The 15,638-nt window shown below is 61.4% G+C and carries 17 protein-coding genes and 2 pseudogenes; 8 read left to right on the forward strand and 11 right to left on the reverse strand.

Annotation, left to right across the window (positions count from 1 at the left end; all coding sequences use genetic code 11):
• Window positions 1-387, forward strand: a complete 387-nt coding sequence (locus tag AACY44_RS17350) for a Zn-ribbon domain-containing OB-fold protein (protein WP_339416976.1) — start codon at window positions 1-3, stop codon at window positions 385-387.
• Window positions 388-491: 104 nt separating this feature from the next.
• The gene (ycaC, locus tag AACY44_RS17355; protein WP_049711340.1) at window positions 492-1,124 is read left to right on the forward strand and encodes an isochorismate family cysteine hydrolase YcaC; all 633 of its coding nucleotides are present in this window, start codon (window positions 492-494) and stop codon (window positions 1,122-1,124) included.
• A gap of 96 nt (window positions 1,125-1,220) precedes the next feature.
• Here the strand turns inward: ycaC and AACY44_RS17360 are convergent, their stop codons facing one another.
• A complete protein-coding gene (locus AACY44_RS17360) occupies window positions 1,221-2,252 on the reverse strand; it encodes a PDDEXK nuclease domain-containing protein (RefSeq protein ID WP_339530743.1) in 1,032 nt (343 codons plus the stop codon).
• Between the two features lie 120 nt (window positions 2,253-2,372).
• Between AACY44_RS17360 and AACY44_RS17365 the strand changes: the two are divergent.
• From AACY44_RS17365 to AACY44_RS17390, 6 genes and pseudogenes are all read left to right on the forward strand, one after another.
• Window positions 2,373-2,510, forward strand: a pseudogene (locus AACY44_RS17365) (NAD(P)H-dependent oxidoreductase); the annotation flags it as partial.
• The gene (locus AACY44_RS17370; protein WP_339530745.1) at window positions 2,449-2,826 is read left to right on the forward strand and encodes a MerR family transcriptional regulator; all 378 of its coding nucleotides are present in this window, start codon (window positions 2,449-2,451) and stop codon (window positions 2,824-2,826) included. The pseudogene AACY44_RS17365 and the gene AACY44_RS17370, both read left to right, overlap by 62 nt.
• A 125-nt stretch (window positions 2,827-2,951) precedes the next feature.
• Window positions 2,952-3,194: an exodeoxyribonuclease VII small subunit gene (locus AACY44_RS17375; RefSeq protein ID WP_003176346.1), complete on the forward strand. Its 243-nt coding sequence runs from the start codon at window positions 2,952-2,954 to the stop codon at window positions 3,192-3,194.
• A complete protein-coding gene (ispA, locus tag AACY44_RS17380) occupies window positions 3,191-4,078 on the forward strand; it encodes a (2E,6E)-farnesyl diphosphate synthase (protein ID WP_339457366.1) in 888 nt (295 codons plus the stop codon). Before AACY44_RS17375 ends, ispA begins: the two co-directional genes overlap by 4 nt.
• Before the next feature lie 111 nt (window positions 4,079-4,189).
• Complete coding sequence (dxs, locus tag AACY44_RS17385; protein ID WP_339416981.1) at window positions 4,190-6,088, forward strand: 1-deoxy-D-xylulose-5-phosphate synthase; 1,899 nt, start codon at window positions 4,190-4,192, stop codon at window positions 6,086-6,088.
• Window positions 6,089-6,183: 95 nt separating this feature from the next.
• Window positions 6,184-8,079 (forward strand): TonB-dependent receptor domain-containing protein, encoded by a 1,896-nt coding sequence (locus AACY44_RS17390; RefSeq protein WP_339530747.1) that lies wholly within the window; start codon window positions 6,184-6,186, stop codon window positions 8,077-8,079.
• An 11-nt stretch (window positions 8,080-8,090) separates the two neighbouring features.
• Here AACY44_RS17390 and AACY44_RS17395 read toward each other — a convergent pair.
• The 10 genes and pseudogenes from AACY44_RS17395 to nrdR form a co-directional block, all read right to left on the reverse strand.
• Window positions 8,091-8,876: pseudogene (locus AACY44_RS17395) on the reverse strand (cobalamin-binding protein); the annotation flags it as partial.
• Window positions 8,873-9,292: an MFS transporter gene (locus AACY44_RS17400; protein WP_339416984.1), complete on the reverse strand. Its 420-nt coding sequence runs from the start codon at window positions 9,290-9,292 to the stop codon at window positions 8,873-8,875. The gene AACY44_RS17400 and the pseudogene AACY44_RS17395, both read right to left, overlap by 4 nt.
• Window positions 9,289-9,906, reverse strand: a complete 618-nt coding sequence (gene ribA / locus AACY44_RS17405) for a GTP cyclohydrolase II (protein WP_339416985.1) — start codon at window positions 9,904-9,906, stop codon at window positions 9,289-9,291. The genes AACY44_RS17400 and ribA overlap by 4 nt, the downstream gene beginning before the upstream one ends.
• Before the next feature lie 148 nt (window positions 9,907-10,054).
• A complete protein-coding gene (thiL, locus tag AACY44_RS17410) occupies window positions 10,055-11,017 on the reverse strand; it encodes a thiamine-phosphate kinase (RefSeq protein WP_339416988.1) in 963 nt (320 codons plus the stop codon).
• A gap of 18 nt (window positions 11,018-11,035) precedes the next feature.
• Entirely contained in the window at window positions 11,036-11,536 is a 501-nt protein-coding gene (gene nusB, locus AACY44_RS17415; RefSeq protein WP_065873720.1) for a transcription antitermination factor NusB, read from the reverse strand.
• The gene (gene ribH, locus AACY44_RS17420) at window positions 11,533-12,009 is read right to left on the reverse strand and encodes a 6,7-dimethyl-8-ribityllumazine synthase (RefSeq protein ID WP_003194576.1); all 477 of its coding nucleotides are present in this window, start codon (window positions 12,007-12,009) and stop codon (window positions 11,533-11,535) included. Before ribH ends, nusB begins: the two co-directional genes overlap by 4 nt.
• Window positions 12,010-12,099: 90 nt before the next feature.
• Complete coding sequence (gene ribBA / locus AACY44_RS17425; RefSeq protein WP_339436988.1) at window positions 12,100-13,191, reverse strand: bifunctional 3,4-dihydroxy-2-butanone-4-phosphate synthase/GTP cyclohydrolase II; 1,092 nt, start codon at window positions 13,189-13,191, stop codon at window positions 12,100-12,102.
• A gap of 15 nt (window positions 13,192-13,206) precedes the next feature.
• Window positions 13,207-13,869, reverse strand: coding sequence for a riboflavin synthase (locus tag AACY44_RS17430; RefSeq protein ID WP_339416990.1), 663 nt, complete (start codon window positions 13,867-13,869; stop codon window positions 13,207-13,209).
• 46 nt (window positions 13,870-13,915) lie between these two features.
• Window positions 13,916-15,052: a bifunctional diaminohydroxyphosphoribosylaminopyrimidine deaminase/5-amino-6-(5-phosphoribosylamino)uracil reductase RibD gene (gene ribD / locus AACY44_RS17435; protein ID WP_339436990.1), complete on the reverse strand. Its 1,137-nt coding sequence runs from the start codon at window positions 15,050-15,052 to the stop codon at window positions 13,916-13,918.
• Entirely contained in the window at window positions 15,049-15,519 is a 471-nt protein-coding gene (gene nrdR / locus AACY44_RS17440; RefSeq protein ID WP_049713467.1) for a transcriptional regulator NrdR, read from the reverse strand. Before nrdR ends, ribD begins: the two co-directional genes overlap by 4 nt.
• Window positions 15,520-15,638 lie beyond the last annotated feature (119 nt).

Below are 15,638 nucleotides of genomic sequence, written 5' to 3' on the forward strand. Positions count from 1 at the left end.
ATGCACCTGACATCACCGCACATCACCCCCGAAAGCGCGCCGTTCTGGGAAGCGGCCAACCGGGAGCAACTGCTGCTGCGCCGCTGCCTCGACACTGGCAAGGCCTTTTTCTACCCCCGCGACCACAGCCCTTTTACCGGCAGTGCGGCCACCGACTGGATCGTCGCCAGCGGCAACGCCACCTTGTACAGCTTCAGCTACAGCGGGCGAGACGATGAAGCGTATTGCATCGCCTACGTAACGCTCGACGAGGGACCGACAATGTTGTCCGTCATCGAGTGCGAGGACAGGCAACAGCTGCATATCGGGCAACGGCTTGAGGTGACCTTCGCGCCGACGCCCGATGGGCAAAAAATACCCATTTTTAAATTGTCCCTTAGGGGTTGACAGTCAGACACACCGCAGCCGATTTATCACCCGTCAACCACCCATTAATCTGTGCCCATGTTGAACGCAACGCAAAACCCACTTAAACAAAAAAGGATTCAACCATGAGCACGCCAACCTACAACCGCTTGAACAAAGACGACGCCGTAGTGCTGCTGGTCGACCACCAGACTGGCCTGATCTCCCTGGTGCAAGACTTCTCCCCTAACGAGTTCAAGAACAACGTGCTCGCCTTGGCGGACCTGGCCAAGTTCTTCAACCTGCCGACCATCCTCACCACCAGCTTCGAGCAAGGCCCCAATGGCCCGCTGGTGCCGGAGCTGAAAGAAATGTTCCCGGACGCGCCGTACATCGCTCGCCCTGGCCAGATCAATGCGTGGGACAACGAAGACTTCGTCAAGGCGATCAAGGCTACCGGCCGCAAGCAGATCATCATTGCCGGCGTGGTCACGGATGTGTGCGTCGCGTTCCCAACCTTGTCGGCACTGGCGGAAGGCTTTGATGTGTTTGTGGTGACTGATGCCTCGGGCACGTTCAACACCACAGTGCAGCAGGCGGCGTGGAGCCGGATGACCCAAGCCGGTGCGCAGATGATGAACTGGTTCTCGGTGGCCTGTGAGCTGCATCGCGACTGGCGCAACGATATCGAAGGCCTGGGCAATCTGTTGTCCCAGCGTATTCCGAACTACCGCAACTTGATGAATGGTTACTCGGCGCTGACGGCGCGTAAGGACTAAGCCAACCGTTTCACTCAACACAAGCCTGCCCTGAAAAGCAGGCTCTTTTTATTCGCTAAAACAACGTCCCCACGCGTATTTGGCCTATCACGCACTCTAATCCGCCAGCTCGCGCTCGATCTGCTCAATGCTAGGCAAAACCGTCTGCAGCTCCGCGGGCAGCGACTCAACCAGTTGATATTCAGCCACACCCATCGGTCGGTTGTTGTCGCGCAATGCATATTCGGCGACGACTTCGTTCTTGCTCTTGCACAGCAGCAGGCCAATCGTTGGTCCGTCTTGCGGGTGTTTGAGCTGGGCATCGACGGCCGCAAGATAAAAGCTCAACTGCCCCAGATGCTCGGGTTTGAACTTGCCCGCTTTCAGTTCGATCACCACGTAGCAGCGCAGCTTCAGGTGATAGAACAACAGGTCAACAAAGAATTCATCGCCCCCAACGTCGAGCAGCACTTGCTGGCCGACGAACGCAAAACCCGCGCCCAGCTCCAACAGAAAGTCAATGACGTGTTTGATCAAGGCGTTTTCTATGTCGCGCTCCTGCGCGTCCAAGCCCAGGCTGAGGAAATCAAAACGGTAAGGGTCTTTCAGCGATTCGCGCGCTAAATCGGATTGAGGTTTGGGCAGATGGCTGTCGAAATTGCTGACGGCCTTGCCACTGCGCTCCAGCAATCGGCTTTCGATCTGCATGACCAACGTGTTGCGCGACCAGTTGTGTGCTATCGCCTGGGCGATGTACCAGCGGCGGGTTTCGGGGCCGGGTAGTTTGTCCAGCAACACCACATTATGACCCCAGGGCAATTGTGCAGCAGCCTGTTGCACAAATTCCGAGCTTGGCCATGCCTGCGCGAAAGCACGCATGTATTTAAGATTACGCGGTGAAAAACCCTTCATTTTGGGAAAGGCCGCACGCAAATCCTGGGCAAGACGATCAATGACTTTACTGCCCCAGCCCTGCTCAGCCTGACGGGTCAAAATGTCCTGGCCGATCTGCCAGTAGAGCAGCACGAGTTCTCGGTTTACCGTCAGCGTTGCGCGCTGTTGCGCCGAATGGATGCGGCCTTTCAGGTCAGTCAGCCAGTCGCTGTAACCCGCAGGCGGTTGGGTCAAGCCGATAGCGGTTTCGCTCATGCCGTTGCACTCTTGTGTTTTAAGGCAGGCTAGTCAGGGGCATGTGCTGTCACAAGGGGCCAGGAACGGTTCAGGAAGGGCCTTTCAACGGTTACAGAAACGCCCTGCTGGCCATTGCAGGTACTGGGCTCTACTGCAGCGCAGCGGGCCAGGTGGCTGAAACAAACCGGCGCTTTATTGGGAAAAGGGAATTTTCATGTACTTCGGCAAAGCCGCGCAGTTGTCGGGCACGACCATCAAGGCAATTCGTCACTATGAGGCGATCGGGCTATTACCTGCGCCGCAGCGTCAGGGCCAGTACCGGGTCTATTCGCAGCAAAGCGTTCAGTTGCTGATGTTTATCAAGTGCGCGCAGCAACTGGGCTTCAAGCTCAAGGAGTTGCAGGACATTCTCCGAGGCCATCAAGGCGATGCGTTGCCCTGGGACCGAGCGGACCAGGCTATCGCTGGCAAAAAACAGGAACTGGCCGTGCACATTGCCGAATTGCAGAAGATGCGCATGGGATTGCTGGCATTTGAGGCACAGCTGAAGGATGCACAAGGACAGTGTTTGTCAGTAGCGCAGAGAACCTGACGGCTCATGAGCCGAATAATATGGCTAATCGGCTCACACACCACGGCATCCTCCCCCGCTCATTTGCCCAGAACCCCCATGTCTGCTAGTGTCGCGCCGGTTTACCGTCTACCGGAATAGCCGCCATGGCCCGCAAAAAAGTTGCACTCGATTTCGAACAATCCCTCGCCGACCTGCAAACCCTGGTCGAGCGTCTGGAGAACGGCGAATTGTCGCTGGAAGACTCGTTGACAGCGTTTGAGCAAGGCATCGGCCTGACCCGTGACTGCCAGAGTGCTTTGGCACAGGCGGAACAGAAGGTCCAAGTACTGCTGGAACGTGACGGGGAGTTGGCCGAAGAGCCTTTCGATGCGGAACAGCCCGAATGATCGACGCGTATCAGGCCAGTAGCCAAGCCCGGGTCAATGCGGCGTTGGAACCCTTGTTTGTTGCGCCAAGCCCCGAACTCAAGCGTCTTTACGAAGCCATGCGCTACAGCGTGATGAATGGCGGCAAGCGCGTGCGCCCCTTGCTGGCCTATGCGGCCTGTGAAGCCTTGGGCGCGCCGGCCGAACAGGCGAATGGCGCGGCGTGTGCGGTGGAGTTGATTCACGCCTATTCGTTGGTGCATGACGATTTGCCGGCGATGGACGACGACGATTTGCGTCGCGGCCAGCCGACCACCCACAAAGCGTTTGATGAAGCCTGCGCGATCCTCGCCGGTGACGGCCTGCAAAGCCTGGCGTTCAGCGCACTGCTGGACCCGGCGCTGAGCAGCGTCAACGCCGACATCCGTCTGCGTATGGTGACCGCCCTGGCCGTGGCTGCAGGCCCCGCCGGTATGGTCGGCGGCCAAGCTATCGACCTCGGTTCGGTAGGCCAGAAGCTTGATCAACACGCCTTGGAATACATGCACCGGCACAAGACCGGCGCCTTGATCGAAGCCGCCGTGCACTTGGGCGCCCTGGCCAGTGGGCGGGCCGAAGCCCCTCAATTGGCGGCGCTGAAGACCTACGCGCTGGCCGTCGGCCTGGCGTTCCAGGTGCAGGACGACATTCTCGACGTAGAAAGTGACACCGCCACCCTGGGCAAACGCCAAGGCGCTGATATCGCACGGGACAAACCGACGTATCCTGCGCTGCTCGGGCTGGAATCGGCCAAGGTTTATGCCTTGGAACTGCGCGACCAAGCCCTGGACACCCTGCGACCTTTCGACGCGGCGGCCGAGCCACTGCGTGACTTGGCGCGGTATATCGTCGAACGCCGGCACTGATTACAGCGGCCATTTCAGCCGCATATCGGCCAAGTTCGGCGCTCTGCGTGGGCAGTTTGCGATGCTTGAGGTAAACTGCCGCCTCTTCTTATACCTATAACGATTCGCCTGATGCCCACGACGTTTCAAGAGATTCCCCGCAAGCGCCCGTCCACGCCCCTGCTCGACCGTGCTGCCACGCCGGACGGCCTGCGTCGGTTGGGTGAAGCCGAGCTGGAAACCCTGGCCGATGAGTTGCGCCTGGAATTGCTCTACACGGTCGGCCAGACCGGTGGGCATTTTGGTGCTGGCCTGGGCGTCATCGAGCTGACCATCGCCCTGCATTACGTGTTCGACACCCCGGACGACCGGCTGGTGTGGGACGTGGGCCATCAGGCGTATCCGCATAAAATCCTTACGGGCCGCCGCGAGCAAATGGGCACCCTGCGCCAGAAGGACGGCGTTGCTGCCTTCCCGCGTCGCTCCGAGAGCGAGTACGACACCTTTGGCGTCGGCCATTCCAGCACCTCCATCAGTGCAGCGCTGGGCATGGCGATTGCCGCCCGTCTGCAAGGCAGCGATCGCAAGGCGATTGCCGTGATTGGTGATGGCGCGCTGACTGCCGGCATGGCCTTCGAAGCGCTGAACCATGCGCCTGAAGTGGACGCCAACATGCTGGTGATCCTCAACGACAACGACATGTCGATCTCGCGCAATGTCGGGGGCCTGTCCAACTACCTGGCAAAAATCCTCTCCAGCCGCACCTACGCCAGCATGCGCGAAGGCAGCAAGAAGGTGCTCTCGCGTCTTCCCGGCGCGTGGGAAATTGCCCGGCGCACCGAAGAATATGCCAAGGGCATGCTGGTTCCCGGCACCCTGTTCGAAGAGCTGGGCTGGAACTACATCGGCCCTATCGACGGCCACGACCTGCCGACCCTGATCGCCACGCTGCGCAACATGCGTGACCTCAAGGGCCCGCAGTTCCTGCACATCGTCACCAAGAAAGGCAAAGGCTTTGCCCCGGCAGAAGTCGACCCGATCGGCTATCACGCAATCACCAAGCTGGAACCGCTGGACGCCCCCGCCGCTGCGCCGAAAAAAGCCAGCGGGCCTAAGTATTCCGGTGTGTTTGGCGAATGGCTGTGCGACATGGCCGCCGCCGACCCGCGCCTGGTGGGCATTACACCGGCGATGAAGGAAGGCTCCGACCTGGTGGCGTTCAGCGAACGGTTCCCGCTGCGTTACTTTGACGTGGCGATTGCCGAGCAGCACGCAGTGACATTCGCCGCCGGCATGGCCTGTGAAGGCGCCAAGCCGGTGGTCGCTATCTACTCGACGTTCCTGCAACGCGGTTATGACCAACTGGTGCATGACGTGGCGGTGCAGAACCTCGACGTGCTGTTTGCCATCGACCGCGCCGGCTTGGTCGGCGAAGACGGCCCGACCCACGCGGGCAGCTTCGACTTGTCCTACTTGCGTTGCATCCCCGGCATGCTGGTGATGACGCCGAGCGACGAAAACGAATTGCGCAAGATGCTCAGCACCGGCCATCTGTACAACGGCCCGGCGGCCGTGCGTTACCCGCGCGGCAATGGCCCGAATGCCGTGATCGAAAAGGACCTGGAGCCGATCGAGATCGGCAAAGGCATCGTGCGCCGCCAGGGCAGCAAGACCGCGTTCCTGGTGTTCGGCGTGCAGCTGGCCGAGGCCCTGAAAGTCGCCGAGAAGATCGACGCGACCGTGGTCGACATGCGTTTCGTCAAACCACTGGATGAAGCCTTGGTGCGCGAGATCGCCGGTAGCCACGAGCTGCTGGTGACGGTTGAAGAAAACGCCATCATGGGCGGCGCCGGTGCGGCGATCAGCGAATGCCTGGCGCGGGAAAACATCCTCAAGTCGGTGCTGCACCTGGGCTTGCCGGATGTATACGTTGAGCATGCCAAGCCGGCGCAGATGCTGGCGGAGTGTGGGCTGGATGAGGCCGGGATCGAGGCTTCGGTGCGCGAGCGCATGGCGCTATTGGGCCTCTAACCCAATCTCCAGGCTGATACCGAGACTAGAATATGGGAGCGAGCAAGCCGCTCCCAGATTGGTTTTGTGTCAATTTTGATAGCCATGGACCGCCCATGAGTCACCTTCGCCTCGCCCTGCCCTTGCTGCTTCTAGCCTCCCCGGACCTGCTCGCAGACACCCGCGACGACGCCCTGAAACTCCCCAACGTCGTCATCAGCGCCAACCGACAGGTGCAGGCGCGCAACGACAGCAGCGCCGCCAACAGCGTGTTTACCCGCGACGACATCGAGCGCCTGCAACCCACCAGCCTGACCGACCTGCTCAGCCGCGTTCCTGGCGTGCAAATAGCGCCTACCGGTGGCCGCGGCAGCCTGCCCGGCATCTATATTCGTGGCACCAAATCCGCCCAGAGCCTGGTGCTGGTGGACGGTCAGCGCATCGCCAATAGCACCTCCGGTGACAGCGGCTTGCAGTACCTGAACGTCGACCAGATTGAACGGGTGGAAGTGCTGCGCGGTTCACGCTCGGTGATCTACGGCAGCGATGCAATTGGCGGGGTGATCCAGGTGTTTACCCGGCGTAATACCGGGCAAGGCCTGCAACCACGCCTCAAGTTCGGTTTCGGCAGCAACCAGACCTGGGAGCGCAGCCTTGGCCTGTCCGGCGGTGATGAGCACACCCGTTTCAACCTCGGCGCGAGCCTGGATGAAACCTCGGGTATCAACTCGACGCACACGTCATTCCCAAGCGATGGCGACCACGACGCCTACCGCAACCAGTCACTCAGCCTGAACCTGAGCCATTCTTTCAGCGATGAGCTTGAGGCCGGGTTCAACCTGTTGGATAACCGTGGCAAATCGGAGTACGACAACAGTTTCGGCCGCTACGACGTCGCCACCGGGCAAACGCTTGGGCAAAAGCCCTACACCGACTACACCGTCAGCAGCGCCAGCGGCTATGTCGACGCCAGGCTCAACGAGCGCTGGCAGTCGCGCCTGGAGCTGGGCCATAGCGAGAACCGGGACACCAAGCGCGATACCCTCAGCGATGACTTCAGCGTGTTCAACACGTACCGCGACTCGGTCAACTGGCAGAACGACCTGACGCTGAATGACCAGAACAGCCTGATTCTCGGCGGCGACTGGTACGAAGACCGGTTCCACGGCTCCACCACCTTTACCGAAAACAGCCGCCGGAACCGTGCAGCTTTTGTGCAACATCGGTTCCACGGCGAATGGTTTTCCACCGAGTTGGGGATACGGCGCGACCAGAACCAGCAATTTGGCGGGCAGAACAGCTGGAGCGGCACCGTCACCGTGCCGGTCAACCCCGACAACGACGTGCTGCTGAGCTACAGCGAAGGCTTTCGTGCGCCGACCTTCAACGACCTGTATTACCCGGATACGAAGTACAGCAACCCCAACCTGCAGCCCGAAACCTCGAAAAGCTACGCGCTGCAATGGCGCAGCCAGTTGAGCGACAGCACGCGCCTGGAAGCCTCGCTGTACCGCACCGAATTGAGCGATGCGATCATTCTCGACAGTAACAGCAAGCCCCAAAACGTGGCGTCGGCGCGCATCGATGGCGTTGAGGCCGCGCTGAAGCAGGAGCTGTTTGGGTGGCAGGGCAACCTGGGGCTTGCGGTCATCGACCCGCGCGACCGTGACAGCGGCCACACCCTGGCCCGCCGGGCGCGGCGTACGTTGAGCCTGGATCTGGATCGGCAGTTCGACAAACTGGGCGTAGGTGCCAGTTGGCAGGCCATCAGCAGCAGCTATGACGATGAAGACAACACACACCGCCTTGGCGGGTATGCCTTGCTGGGGTTACGCGGCAGTTGGACGTTGAATCGGGAAGTGGCGTTGTCGGTGAAGGTCGATAATCTGTTGGACAAGTCTTATGCACGGGCGCGTTACAGCTATAACGACCCGGGGTTCTTGAACAATCAGGATTACCGTGAAGAAGGCCGGGCTTGGATGATTGGGGTGACTTGGACACCCGAGATCTGAGTTGGCTGTGACAGGTCAGGTGCAATCACCTGGCACAACCTCGCCACCGCCTCCAACATCTGCCCACTGGGCCGCTCCAGGCCTTTGTCCGGCACCACCCGCACCCGCGTCGCCATCGCCGGCCAGACCTTCCAGGCCTCCTTCTGCGCCTGATCCCCCACCAGAATCAGCTCGGGATCACGCTGCAACACCGACTCGATATTCACCTGCGGCGCGGGCAGCGTGAGGTCGTCAAACACATTGCGCGCGCCGCACACACCCAAGGCATCGCTGATGATCTGCCCGCCGCCCACGGTGTACAGCGGCGGGTTCCATACTTGGTAGAACACTCGCAACGGTTTGGCCCGCTGATAACGCTGACGCAGTTCAGCCAGGCGCTGGCGCAACTGTGCAGCCAACTGCCGACCGGCTTCAGGCCGACCTAATTGTTCGGCGATGGCGTGCACTTGGGTGGTCAGTTGCTCAAGGCTGTGGGGTTCGGAGACGTACACCGGAATGTTCAGGCGCTGCAACTGCTCACGCTGGGCCGGGCCGACACTGCCGGGCCACAGCAGGATCAGGTCGGGCTTGAGGCTGAGCAGGCGTTCCATGTCGAGTTGGCCATAACGCCCCACCGACGGTACTTGCGCCAAGGCTGCCGGGCGATCGCCGCCGTCGAGCACGCCCACCAGCAGGTCGGCAGCGCCCAGTTCAGCGACGATTTCAGACAGCGATGGCGCCAGGCTGATCACGCGTTCGGCAGCCAACGCCTGGGCACTCGATGCCAGCAGCAGGAACGCCAGCCAGTGACGCCTCATCCCAATTGACGGGGGATGCGGTAGAGGTAAAACAGCACGAGTGTCGATAGCACCAGCAAGAACAGCGGCACTGCTTCAAGGCCGACAAACACCGCCAACGCACCGATCCAGGCTGGCACGGAGGCAATCAGCAACGCCGTGCGCCGACGCGCCGCCAACGTAATCCAGGCAGCCGGTTCTTCGGGGGTATCGAGGGCTTTGGAGGTCGCGATCAACGCATGTTTATAGCCGTTGAAGTAGCGCAGACTGAGGAACATCGAAGCCACGCCGGCAATAAAGAACGGCATGGCCAGCACCGGCAGCAAGGACTGCGCCTTGCCAAATACCAGGTTGATCACGAACAAAGGGAGCAGCGCCAGCGCCAGGTACTGCCACCAATTGAAGGACAGTCGCCGTTTCACCTGGCCACGAGTCACGCGCGGTCGACCTCGCCCTGGTGCTCGTTGCCCATCATGTGATCGAGCTTGCTGGCCTTGGTGGCCAGGTAGAGCTTGTTATGCGGGTTGTGCCCGGTGTGCAACGGCACACGCTCGGCAACGGTGATGCCCATTTCGGTCAGGGCTTTGACCTTGCGCGGGTTATTGGTCATCAGCCGCAGGGACTTGACGCCCAGATACTCCAACATCGGCAGGCAGATCGCGTAGTCACGCTGATCAGCGGCGAAGCCCAGGCGCTCGTTGGCCTCCACGGTATCGGCACCGCCATCTTGCAGCTCGTAGGCGCGGATCTTGTTCAACAGGCCAATGCCGCGGCCTTCCTGACGCAAGTACAGCAGCACGCCACGGCCTTCACGCGCGATGGCTCGCATAGCCGCTTCGAGTTGCGAGCCGCAGTCGCAACGCTGGCTGAACAGTGCATCGCCGGTCAGGCACTCGGAGTGCAAACGCCCAAGCACCGGCGCGCCATCCGCGATATCGCCCAGGCTAAGCACAACGTGCTCGCGCCCGGTGGCTTCTTCAAGAAAGCCGTTCATGGTGAACGTGGCAAAAGGGGTAGGCAACTTGGAAGCGGCGACGAAAACGACGGGCACCGTGTGCTCCTGATTTCAGTTTTTACAGAGGCGGCCATTGTAACAGCACGTTCCTACAGACGCTTAAGCTGAATTATCGCTGATAAAGATCAATCGGTTTGATTGGCCTTTGTTCAGGTTCTATGCAGCGCCACTGGCCAAGACCTATTCACGCGTCGCGAAAATGCTGATAACCCCGAATGGCCGGGGTGATGTCCTGCCCGTTGTCGTCGAGCAGCGTCACGCCCTGCCCCGCCCCGACCCGGCCGATCACATGGATCGGCCAGCCATTGGCCTGCAACGGCGCCAATTCGGCGGGTGGCAGGGTGAACGCCAGCACGTAGTCGTCGCCCCCGCTCAGGGCCGCCACGCGCGCCTCATGATCGCCGACAAACGCCAGCAGCGCCTGGGACAATGGCAACCGCTGACGCTCAATCAGCAGGCTGACCTTTGATGCCGTGGCGATATGCCCGCAATCGGCGAGGAGCCCGTCGGAAATATCCATCGCAGACGTGGCCTTGCCGCGCAGCGCCAGCCCCAGGGCCAACTGCGGCTGCGGCGACCAGTAATGGGCCAGCAGCGGGTCGGCGATGGTCGCATCGGCGCTGCGTTGGCCCAACACCAGCGCCAAGGCGCCAGCCGCATTGCCCAGCTCGCCGCCGACACACAGCAGGTCACCCGGCTGCGCACCGCTGCGGGTCAAGGCTTGCCCGGCCGGAACACGACCAAACACGGTCAGGGTCAGGCTGAGGGGCCCGCGCGTGGTATCGCCGCCCACCAAGCCCACGCCGCAGCGTTGCGCCATGCGGTTCAAACCCAGGGCATAGCGTTGCAGCCAATCGGCATCAACCGTCGGCGTGGTAAGGGCAAGGGTAAACGCGAGAGGGTTGGCGCCCATGGCAGCCAGGTCGCTCACCGCCACCGCCAACGAGCGTTGGCCGAGCAGGAAGGGGTCGCAGGGGTCCGAAAAGTGCACCCCGGCCACCAATGTATCGGTAGAAATTGCCAGTTGCTCCCCGGCAGGGAGCGCCAGCAAGGCGCAGTCGTCGCCGATCCCCAAGGCAATGCCTTCGCCGCCTTGCGCACAAGGCGCGGCGGCGAAGTAGTTGCGGATCAGCTCAAACTCGCCCATTCAGGACTCAAGCGCCGGTTAGCGCTTGTACGCCTTCACTTCAGCTTCACGCAGGCGCGGGGCCAGCTTGTCGAGCACGCCGTTGACGAACTTGTGACCGTCGGTCGAACCGTAGACTTTCGCCAGTTCGATGCCTTCGTTGATCACTACGCGGTACGGCACATCGACGCGATACAGCAGTTCCCAGGTGGACAGGCGCATCACGCACAGTTCAACCGGGTCCAGCTCTTCGATGGTCAGGTCCAGGCAAGGTGCCAGGGCCGTGTCGATCTCGCTCAGGTGTGCATACACACCGTGCAGGATGTCGTGGAAGTACGGCAGGTCGGCGAAGGTGAAATCGTTATCGACGCGAAACTGCGCTTCGATTTCGTTCAACGAGGCGCCCGCCATCTGACGCTGATACAGCGCCTGGGTGGCCAGTTGACGAGCAGCGCGACGCTTCTCGTTCTTGGACGGCTTACCGGCGTCGGCTGGACGCTCGTCGCGTGGGTTGAAACGATCGCTCTCGTCGGAAATCACTTGGCCTCCAACTGCGACAGCAGGCTGACCATTTCCAGGGCGGACAGGGCAGCTTCAGCGCCTTTGTTACCGGCCTTGGTGCCGGAACGCTCGATGGCTTGTTCGATGGAATCAACGGTCAGTACGCCGAAGGCGACCGGCACGCCGAACTCCATGGACACCTGAGCCAGGCCCTTGGTGCATTCGCCAGCCACGTATTCGAAGTGCGGAGTACCGCCACGAATGACCGCGCCCAGGGCGATGATGGCCGCGTATTCACCCTGTTGAGCAACTTTTTGCGCAACCAGTGGAATTTCGAAGGCGCCAGGGGCACGGATAAGGGTGATGTCGCTTTCGCTCACACCGTGGCGAACCAGGGCGTCCACGGCACCGCTAACCAGGCTTTCAACCACGAAGCTGTTGAAGCGGCCAACTACCAGGGCGTAGCGGCCTTTGGGGGCGATGAAGGTACCTTCGATGGTCTTCAGGGTCATTCGACAAATCTCTTAAAGAGCCGGGACGCGTGTATGACGCGTCCCTTAGTGATATTTGAACCGCGAACAAGGGGCGACAATCGCCGGCCTTTATTCGGAGGGCACGTATTCTACTACTTCCAGGTCGAAACCGGATATCGCATTAAATTTCATGGGTGCACTCATCAAGCGCATTTTGCGCACGCCCAGGTCACGCAGGATCTGCGAACCGGCACCGACGATGCTATAGGTGGTCGGTTTTTTCACCGGCACGTTGTCAGCCGTTTCGCGGATATGCGCCAGCAACACATCGCCGTCCATCGGATTGCCCAGCAGCAACACCACGCCGCTACCCGCCTCGGAGACCGCAGCCATGGCGGCGCGCAGACTCCAACGACCCGGTTGCTTGACCATCAGCAGGTCACGCAGCGGGTCCATATTGTGCACGCGCACCAAGGTCGGTTCGTCTGCGCAAATGGCACCCAGGGTCAGGGCCATGTGCACGTCGCCTTCCACTGAATCACGGTAGGTCACCAAATTGAATTGGCCCAGTTCGCTGTCCAGTGGCTGCTCGGCAATCCGCTGAACGGTACGTTCGTGGATCATCCGGTAGTGAATCAGGTCGGCAATAGTGCCGACCTTGATGTTGTGTTCGGCGGCAAAGGCTTCCAGTTCAACACGGCGAGCCATGGTGCCGTCGTCGTTCATCACTTCGCAGATCACCCCGCTCGGTTCGAAACCGGCCATGCGCGCCAGGTCGCAGGCCGCTTCAGTATGACCGGCGCGAGCCAGGGTGCCGCCCGGCTGGGCCATCAGCGGGAAGATGTGGCCTGGGCTGACGATGTCTTCGGCCTTGGCGTCTTTCGCGGCGGCCGCCTGTACGGTGCGTGCACGGTCAGCAGCAGAGATACCGGTGGTGACGCCGGTGGTGGCTTCAATCGATACGGTGAACTTGGTGCCAAAACCCGAACCGTTGCGCGGCGCCATCAACGGCAGCTTGAGCAACTCGCAACGCTCACGGCTCATGGGCATGCAGATCAGCCCACGGGCGTGCTTGGCCATGAAATTGATGTGCTCAGCCTGGCAGGCCTCGGCGGCCATGATGATGTCGCCTTCGTTCTCGCGGTCTTCGTCATCCATCAGGATGACCATCTTGCCTTGGCGGATGTCTTCAACCAGTTCTTCGATGCTATTGAGCGCCACGTGGCACCCCCTTGGTCAGGATTTCAGGTAGCCATTAGCGGCCAGAAAACTTTCGGTGATGTTACTGGCAGCAGGCTCTGCGGCCTTGTCGCCCAGCAATAGGCGCTCCAGATAACGGGCAAGCAAGTCGACTTCAAGGTTCACCCGGCGACCCGGCTGGTACGACGCCATGATGGTTTCGCTCAGGGTGTGGGGAATAATGGTCAGTTCAAATTCGGCGCCGTTCACGGCGTTCACGGTCAGGCTGGTGCCATCGACGGTGATCGAGCCTTTGTGGGCAATGTACTTGGCCAACGCTTTGGGCGCGCGGATGCGGAATTCCACGGCCCGCGCGTTTTCGCTGCGCGCCACGACTTCGCCGACGCCGTCGACGTGGCCGCTGACCAGGTGGCCGCCGAGGCGGGTGGTCGGCGTCAGGGCTTTTTCCAGGTTGACAGGGCTGCCGGCCTTAAGGTCATTCATCGCGGTGCAGTCCAGGGTTTCCCGGCTGACATCGGCGGCGAAGCCGTTGCCCGGCAGCTCGATGACGGTCAGGCACACGCCACTGACGGCGATACTGTCGCCCAGTTTGACGTCGCCCAGGTCGAGCTTGCCGGTTTCAACCAGCAGGCGTACATCGCCGCCTTTGGGGGTCATTGCACGGATGCTGCCGATGGATTCGATAATGCCGGTGAACATTTCGTTCTCCTGAAAACGGGGCTGACGCTCAAGCGCAGGCCGGGAATTATACGCTCGCTGCGGGGAGCGGGATGGCAGTGACTCGCCAGTCGTCGCCAACAGCGCGCATTTCAGTGATTTTGAGTTGGGGGGCGTCGGCGAGTTTCTCAAGCGGCCAGTCCAGCAAAGGCCGGGCGGCGGAGCCGAGGAACTTGCCGGCGACGAAAATCACGTACTCATCCACCAGGCCTTGCTGGGCGAACGCGCCCGCCAGGCTTGGGCCGGCTTCTACCAGCACGTCATTGACGCCGCGGGCAGCCAGCGCAACCAGTGCTGAGCGCAGGTCGACCTGGCCCTCGACGCCCGGCACCACCAGGCACTCGGGGCCACGGGGGAACTGGTTTTCCGCCGTCACGCACGTGATGACCAACGCCGGGCCGGCCTTGAAGAACGGCGCATTGAGCGACACGCGCAAGCGGCCATCGATCAGCACGCGCAACGGCGGGCGCGACATCGCCAGGGCAGTCGTGGCCTCGTCCAGGCCGAGCTCGGCGGCGCGCACGGTCAGGCGCGCACCGTCCGCCAACACCGTGTCGGCGCCAGTCAGCACCACGCTGGCCTCGGCGCGCAGGCGCTGTACCGCGGCGCGGGCGGCGGGGCCGGTGATCCATTGGCTTTCGCCGCTGGCCATCGCGGTGCGACCGTCCAGGCTCATCGCCAATTTGACCCGCACGAAAGGCAGGCCGTGTTCCATACGCTTGAGGAAACCCTTGTTGAGGGCCCTGGCTTCACCCTCCAACACACCGCTGCGCACCTCGATCCCGGCCTGGGCCAGGCGCTGCATGCCGCGCCCGGCGACTTCCGGGTTAGGGTCCTGCATCGCCGCAACCACCCGCGCCAACCCGGCGCTCAGCAACGCATCGGCGCACGGCGGGGTGTGACCATAGTGGCTGCAAGGTTCAAGGGTTACGTAGGCCGTGGCACCGCGAGCCTTGTCACCGGCTGCGCGCAGGGCATGCACTTCGGCATGGGGCTCGCCGGTACGCACATGCCAGCCTTCGCCGACAACCTGCCCATCACGCACAATCACGCAACCTACCCGCGGGTTGGGGTGGGTGGTGTACAAGCCATTGCGTGCAAGTTCCAGGGCGCGGGCCATGTAATGGGCGTCGAGCACAGCCTGTTCAGCAGAAGGTGGGTTCATTCTTTGGCAGGCTCACGGGCCAGGCGGTCGATCTCTTCACGGAACTCATTGAGGTCCTGGAAACGTCGATACACCGAGGCGAAACGGATATAGGCAACTTCGTCGAGCTTTTGCAGCTCGCCCATTACCAGCTCTCCAACTACCAGGCTCTTGACCTCGCGCTCGCCGGTCGCCCGCAGCTTGTGCTTGATGTGCACCAGCGCCGCTTCCAGCCGCTCAACACTCACCGGTCGTTTTTCCAGGGCGCGCTGCATACCGGCGCGTAATTTATCTTCGTCGAAAGGCTGGCGGCTGCCGTCGGACTTGATCAGACGTGGCAATACCAGTTCGGCGGTTTCGAAGGTGGTGAAACGCTCACCGCAGCCAGAGGCCAGGCATTCGCGCCGGCGACGCACTTGATCGCCCTCGGCGACCAGACGCGAGTCAATGACCTTGGTGTCGTTGGCACCGCAGAAGGGACAGTGCATGGTTGGCAGGCAACAAATAAAGGGAGGACCATGGTAGCGCATCCCCGTGGCAAGACAAGCCATAGCCTTTACGGTATATAGGCTGACTATTATGTTTCATATCTTTTAAGCCACGGATT

Origin of the sequence: Pseudomonas sp. RA_15y_Pfl1_P11 (genome assembly GCF_963970975.1) — a bacterium.
Classification (GTDB): Bacteria; Pseudomonadota; Gammaproteobacteria; order Pseudomonadales; family Pseudomonadaceae; genus Aquipseudomonas; species Aquipseudomonas tritici.

Coding starts and splice junctions, on each gene's coding strand:
- AACY44_RS17375 (WP_003176346.1), top strand. CDS start 2,952: ATGGCCCGCAAAAAAGTTGCACTCGATTTCGAACAATCCCTCGCCGAC.
- dxs (WP_339416981.1), top strand. CDS start 4,190: ATGCCCACGACGTTTCAAGAGATTCCCCGCAAGCGCCCGTCCACGCCC.
- AACY44_RS17430 (WP_339416990.1), bottom strand. CDS start 13,869: ATGTTCACCGGCATTATCGAATCCATCGGCAGCATCCGTGCAATGACC.
- AACY44_RS17360 (WP_339530743.1), bottom strand. CDS start 2,252: ATGAGCGAAACCGCTATCGGCTTGACCCAACCGCCTGCGGGTTACAGC.
- ribH (WP_003194576.1), bottom strand. CDS start 12,009: ATGACCCTGAAGACCATCGAAGGTACCTTCATCGCCCCCAAAGGCCGC.
- thiL (WP_339416988.1), bottom strand. CDS start 11,017: ATGGGCGAGTTTGAGCTGATCCGCAACTACTTCGCCGCCGCGCCTTGT.
- ispA (WP_339457366.1), top strand. CDS start 3,191: ATGATCGACGCGTATCAGGCCAGTAGCCAAGCCCGGGTCAATGCGGCG.
- AACY44_RS17390 (WP_339530747.1), top strand. CDS start 6,184: ATGAGTCACCTTCGCCTCGCCCTGCCCTTGCTGCTTCTAGCCTCCCCG.
- ycaC (WP_049711340.1), top strand. CDS start 492: ATGAGCACGCCAACCTACAACCGCTTGAACAAAGACGACGCCGTAGTG.
- ribD (WP_339436990.1), bottom strand. CDS start 15,052: ATGAACCCACCTTCTGCTGAACAGGCTGTGCTCGACGCCCATTACATG.
- AACY44_RS17350 (WP_339416976.1), top strand. CDS start 1: ATGCACCTGACATCACCGCACATCACCCCCGAAAGCGCGCCGTTCTGG.
- nrdR (WP_049713467.1), bottom strand. CDS start 15,519: ATGCACTGTCCCTTCTGCGGTGCCAACGACACCAAGGTCATTGACTCG.
- AACY44_RS17370 (WP_339530745.1), top strand. CDS start 2,449: ATGTACTTCGGCAAAGCCGCGCAGTTGTCGGGCACGACCATCAAGGCA.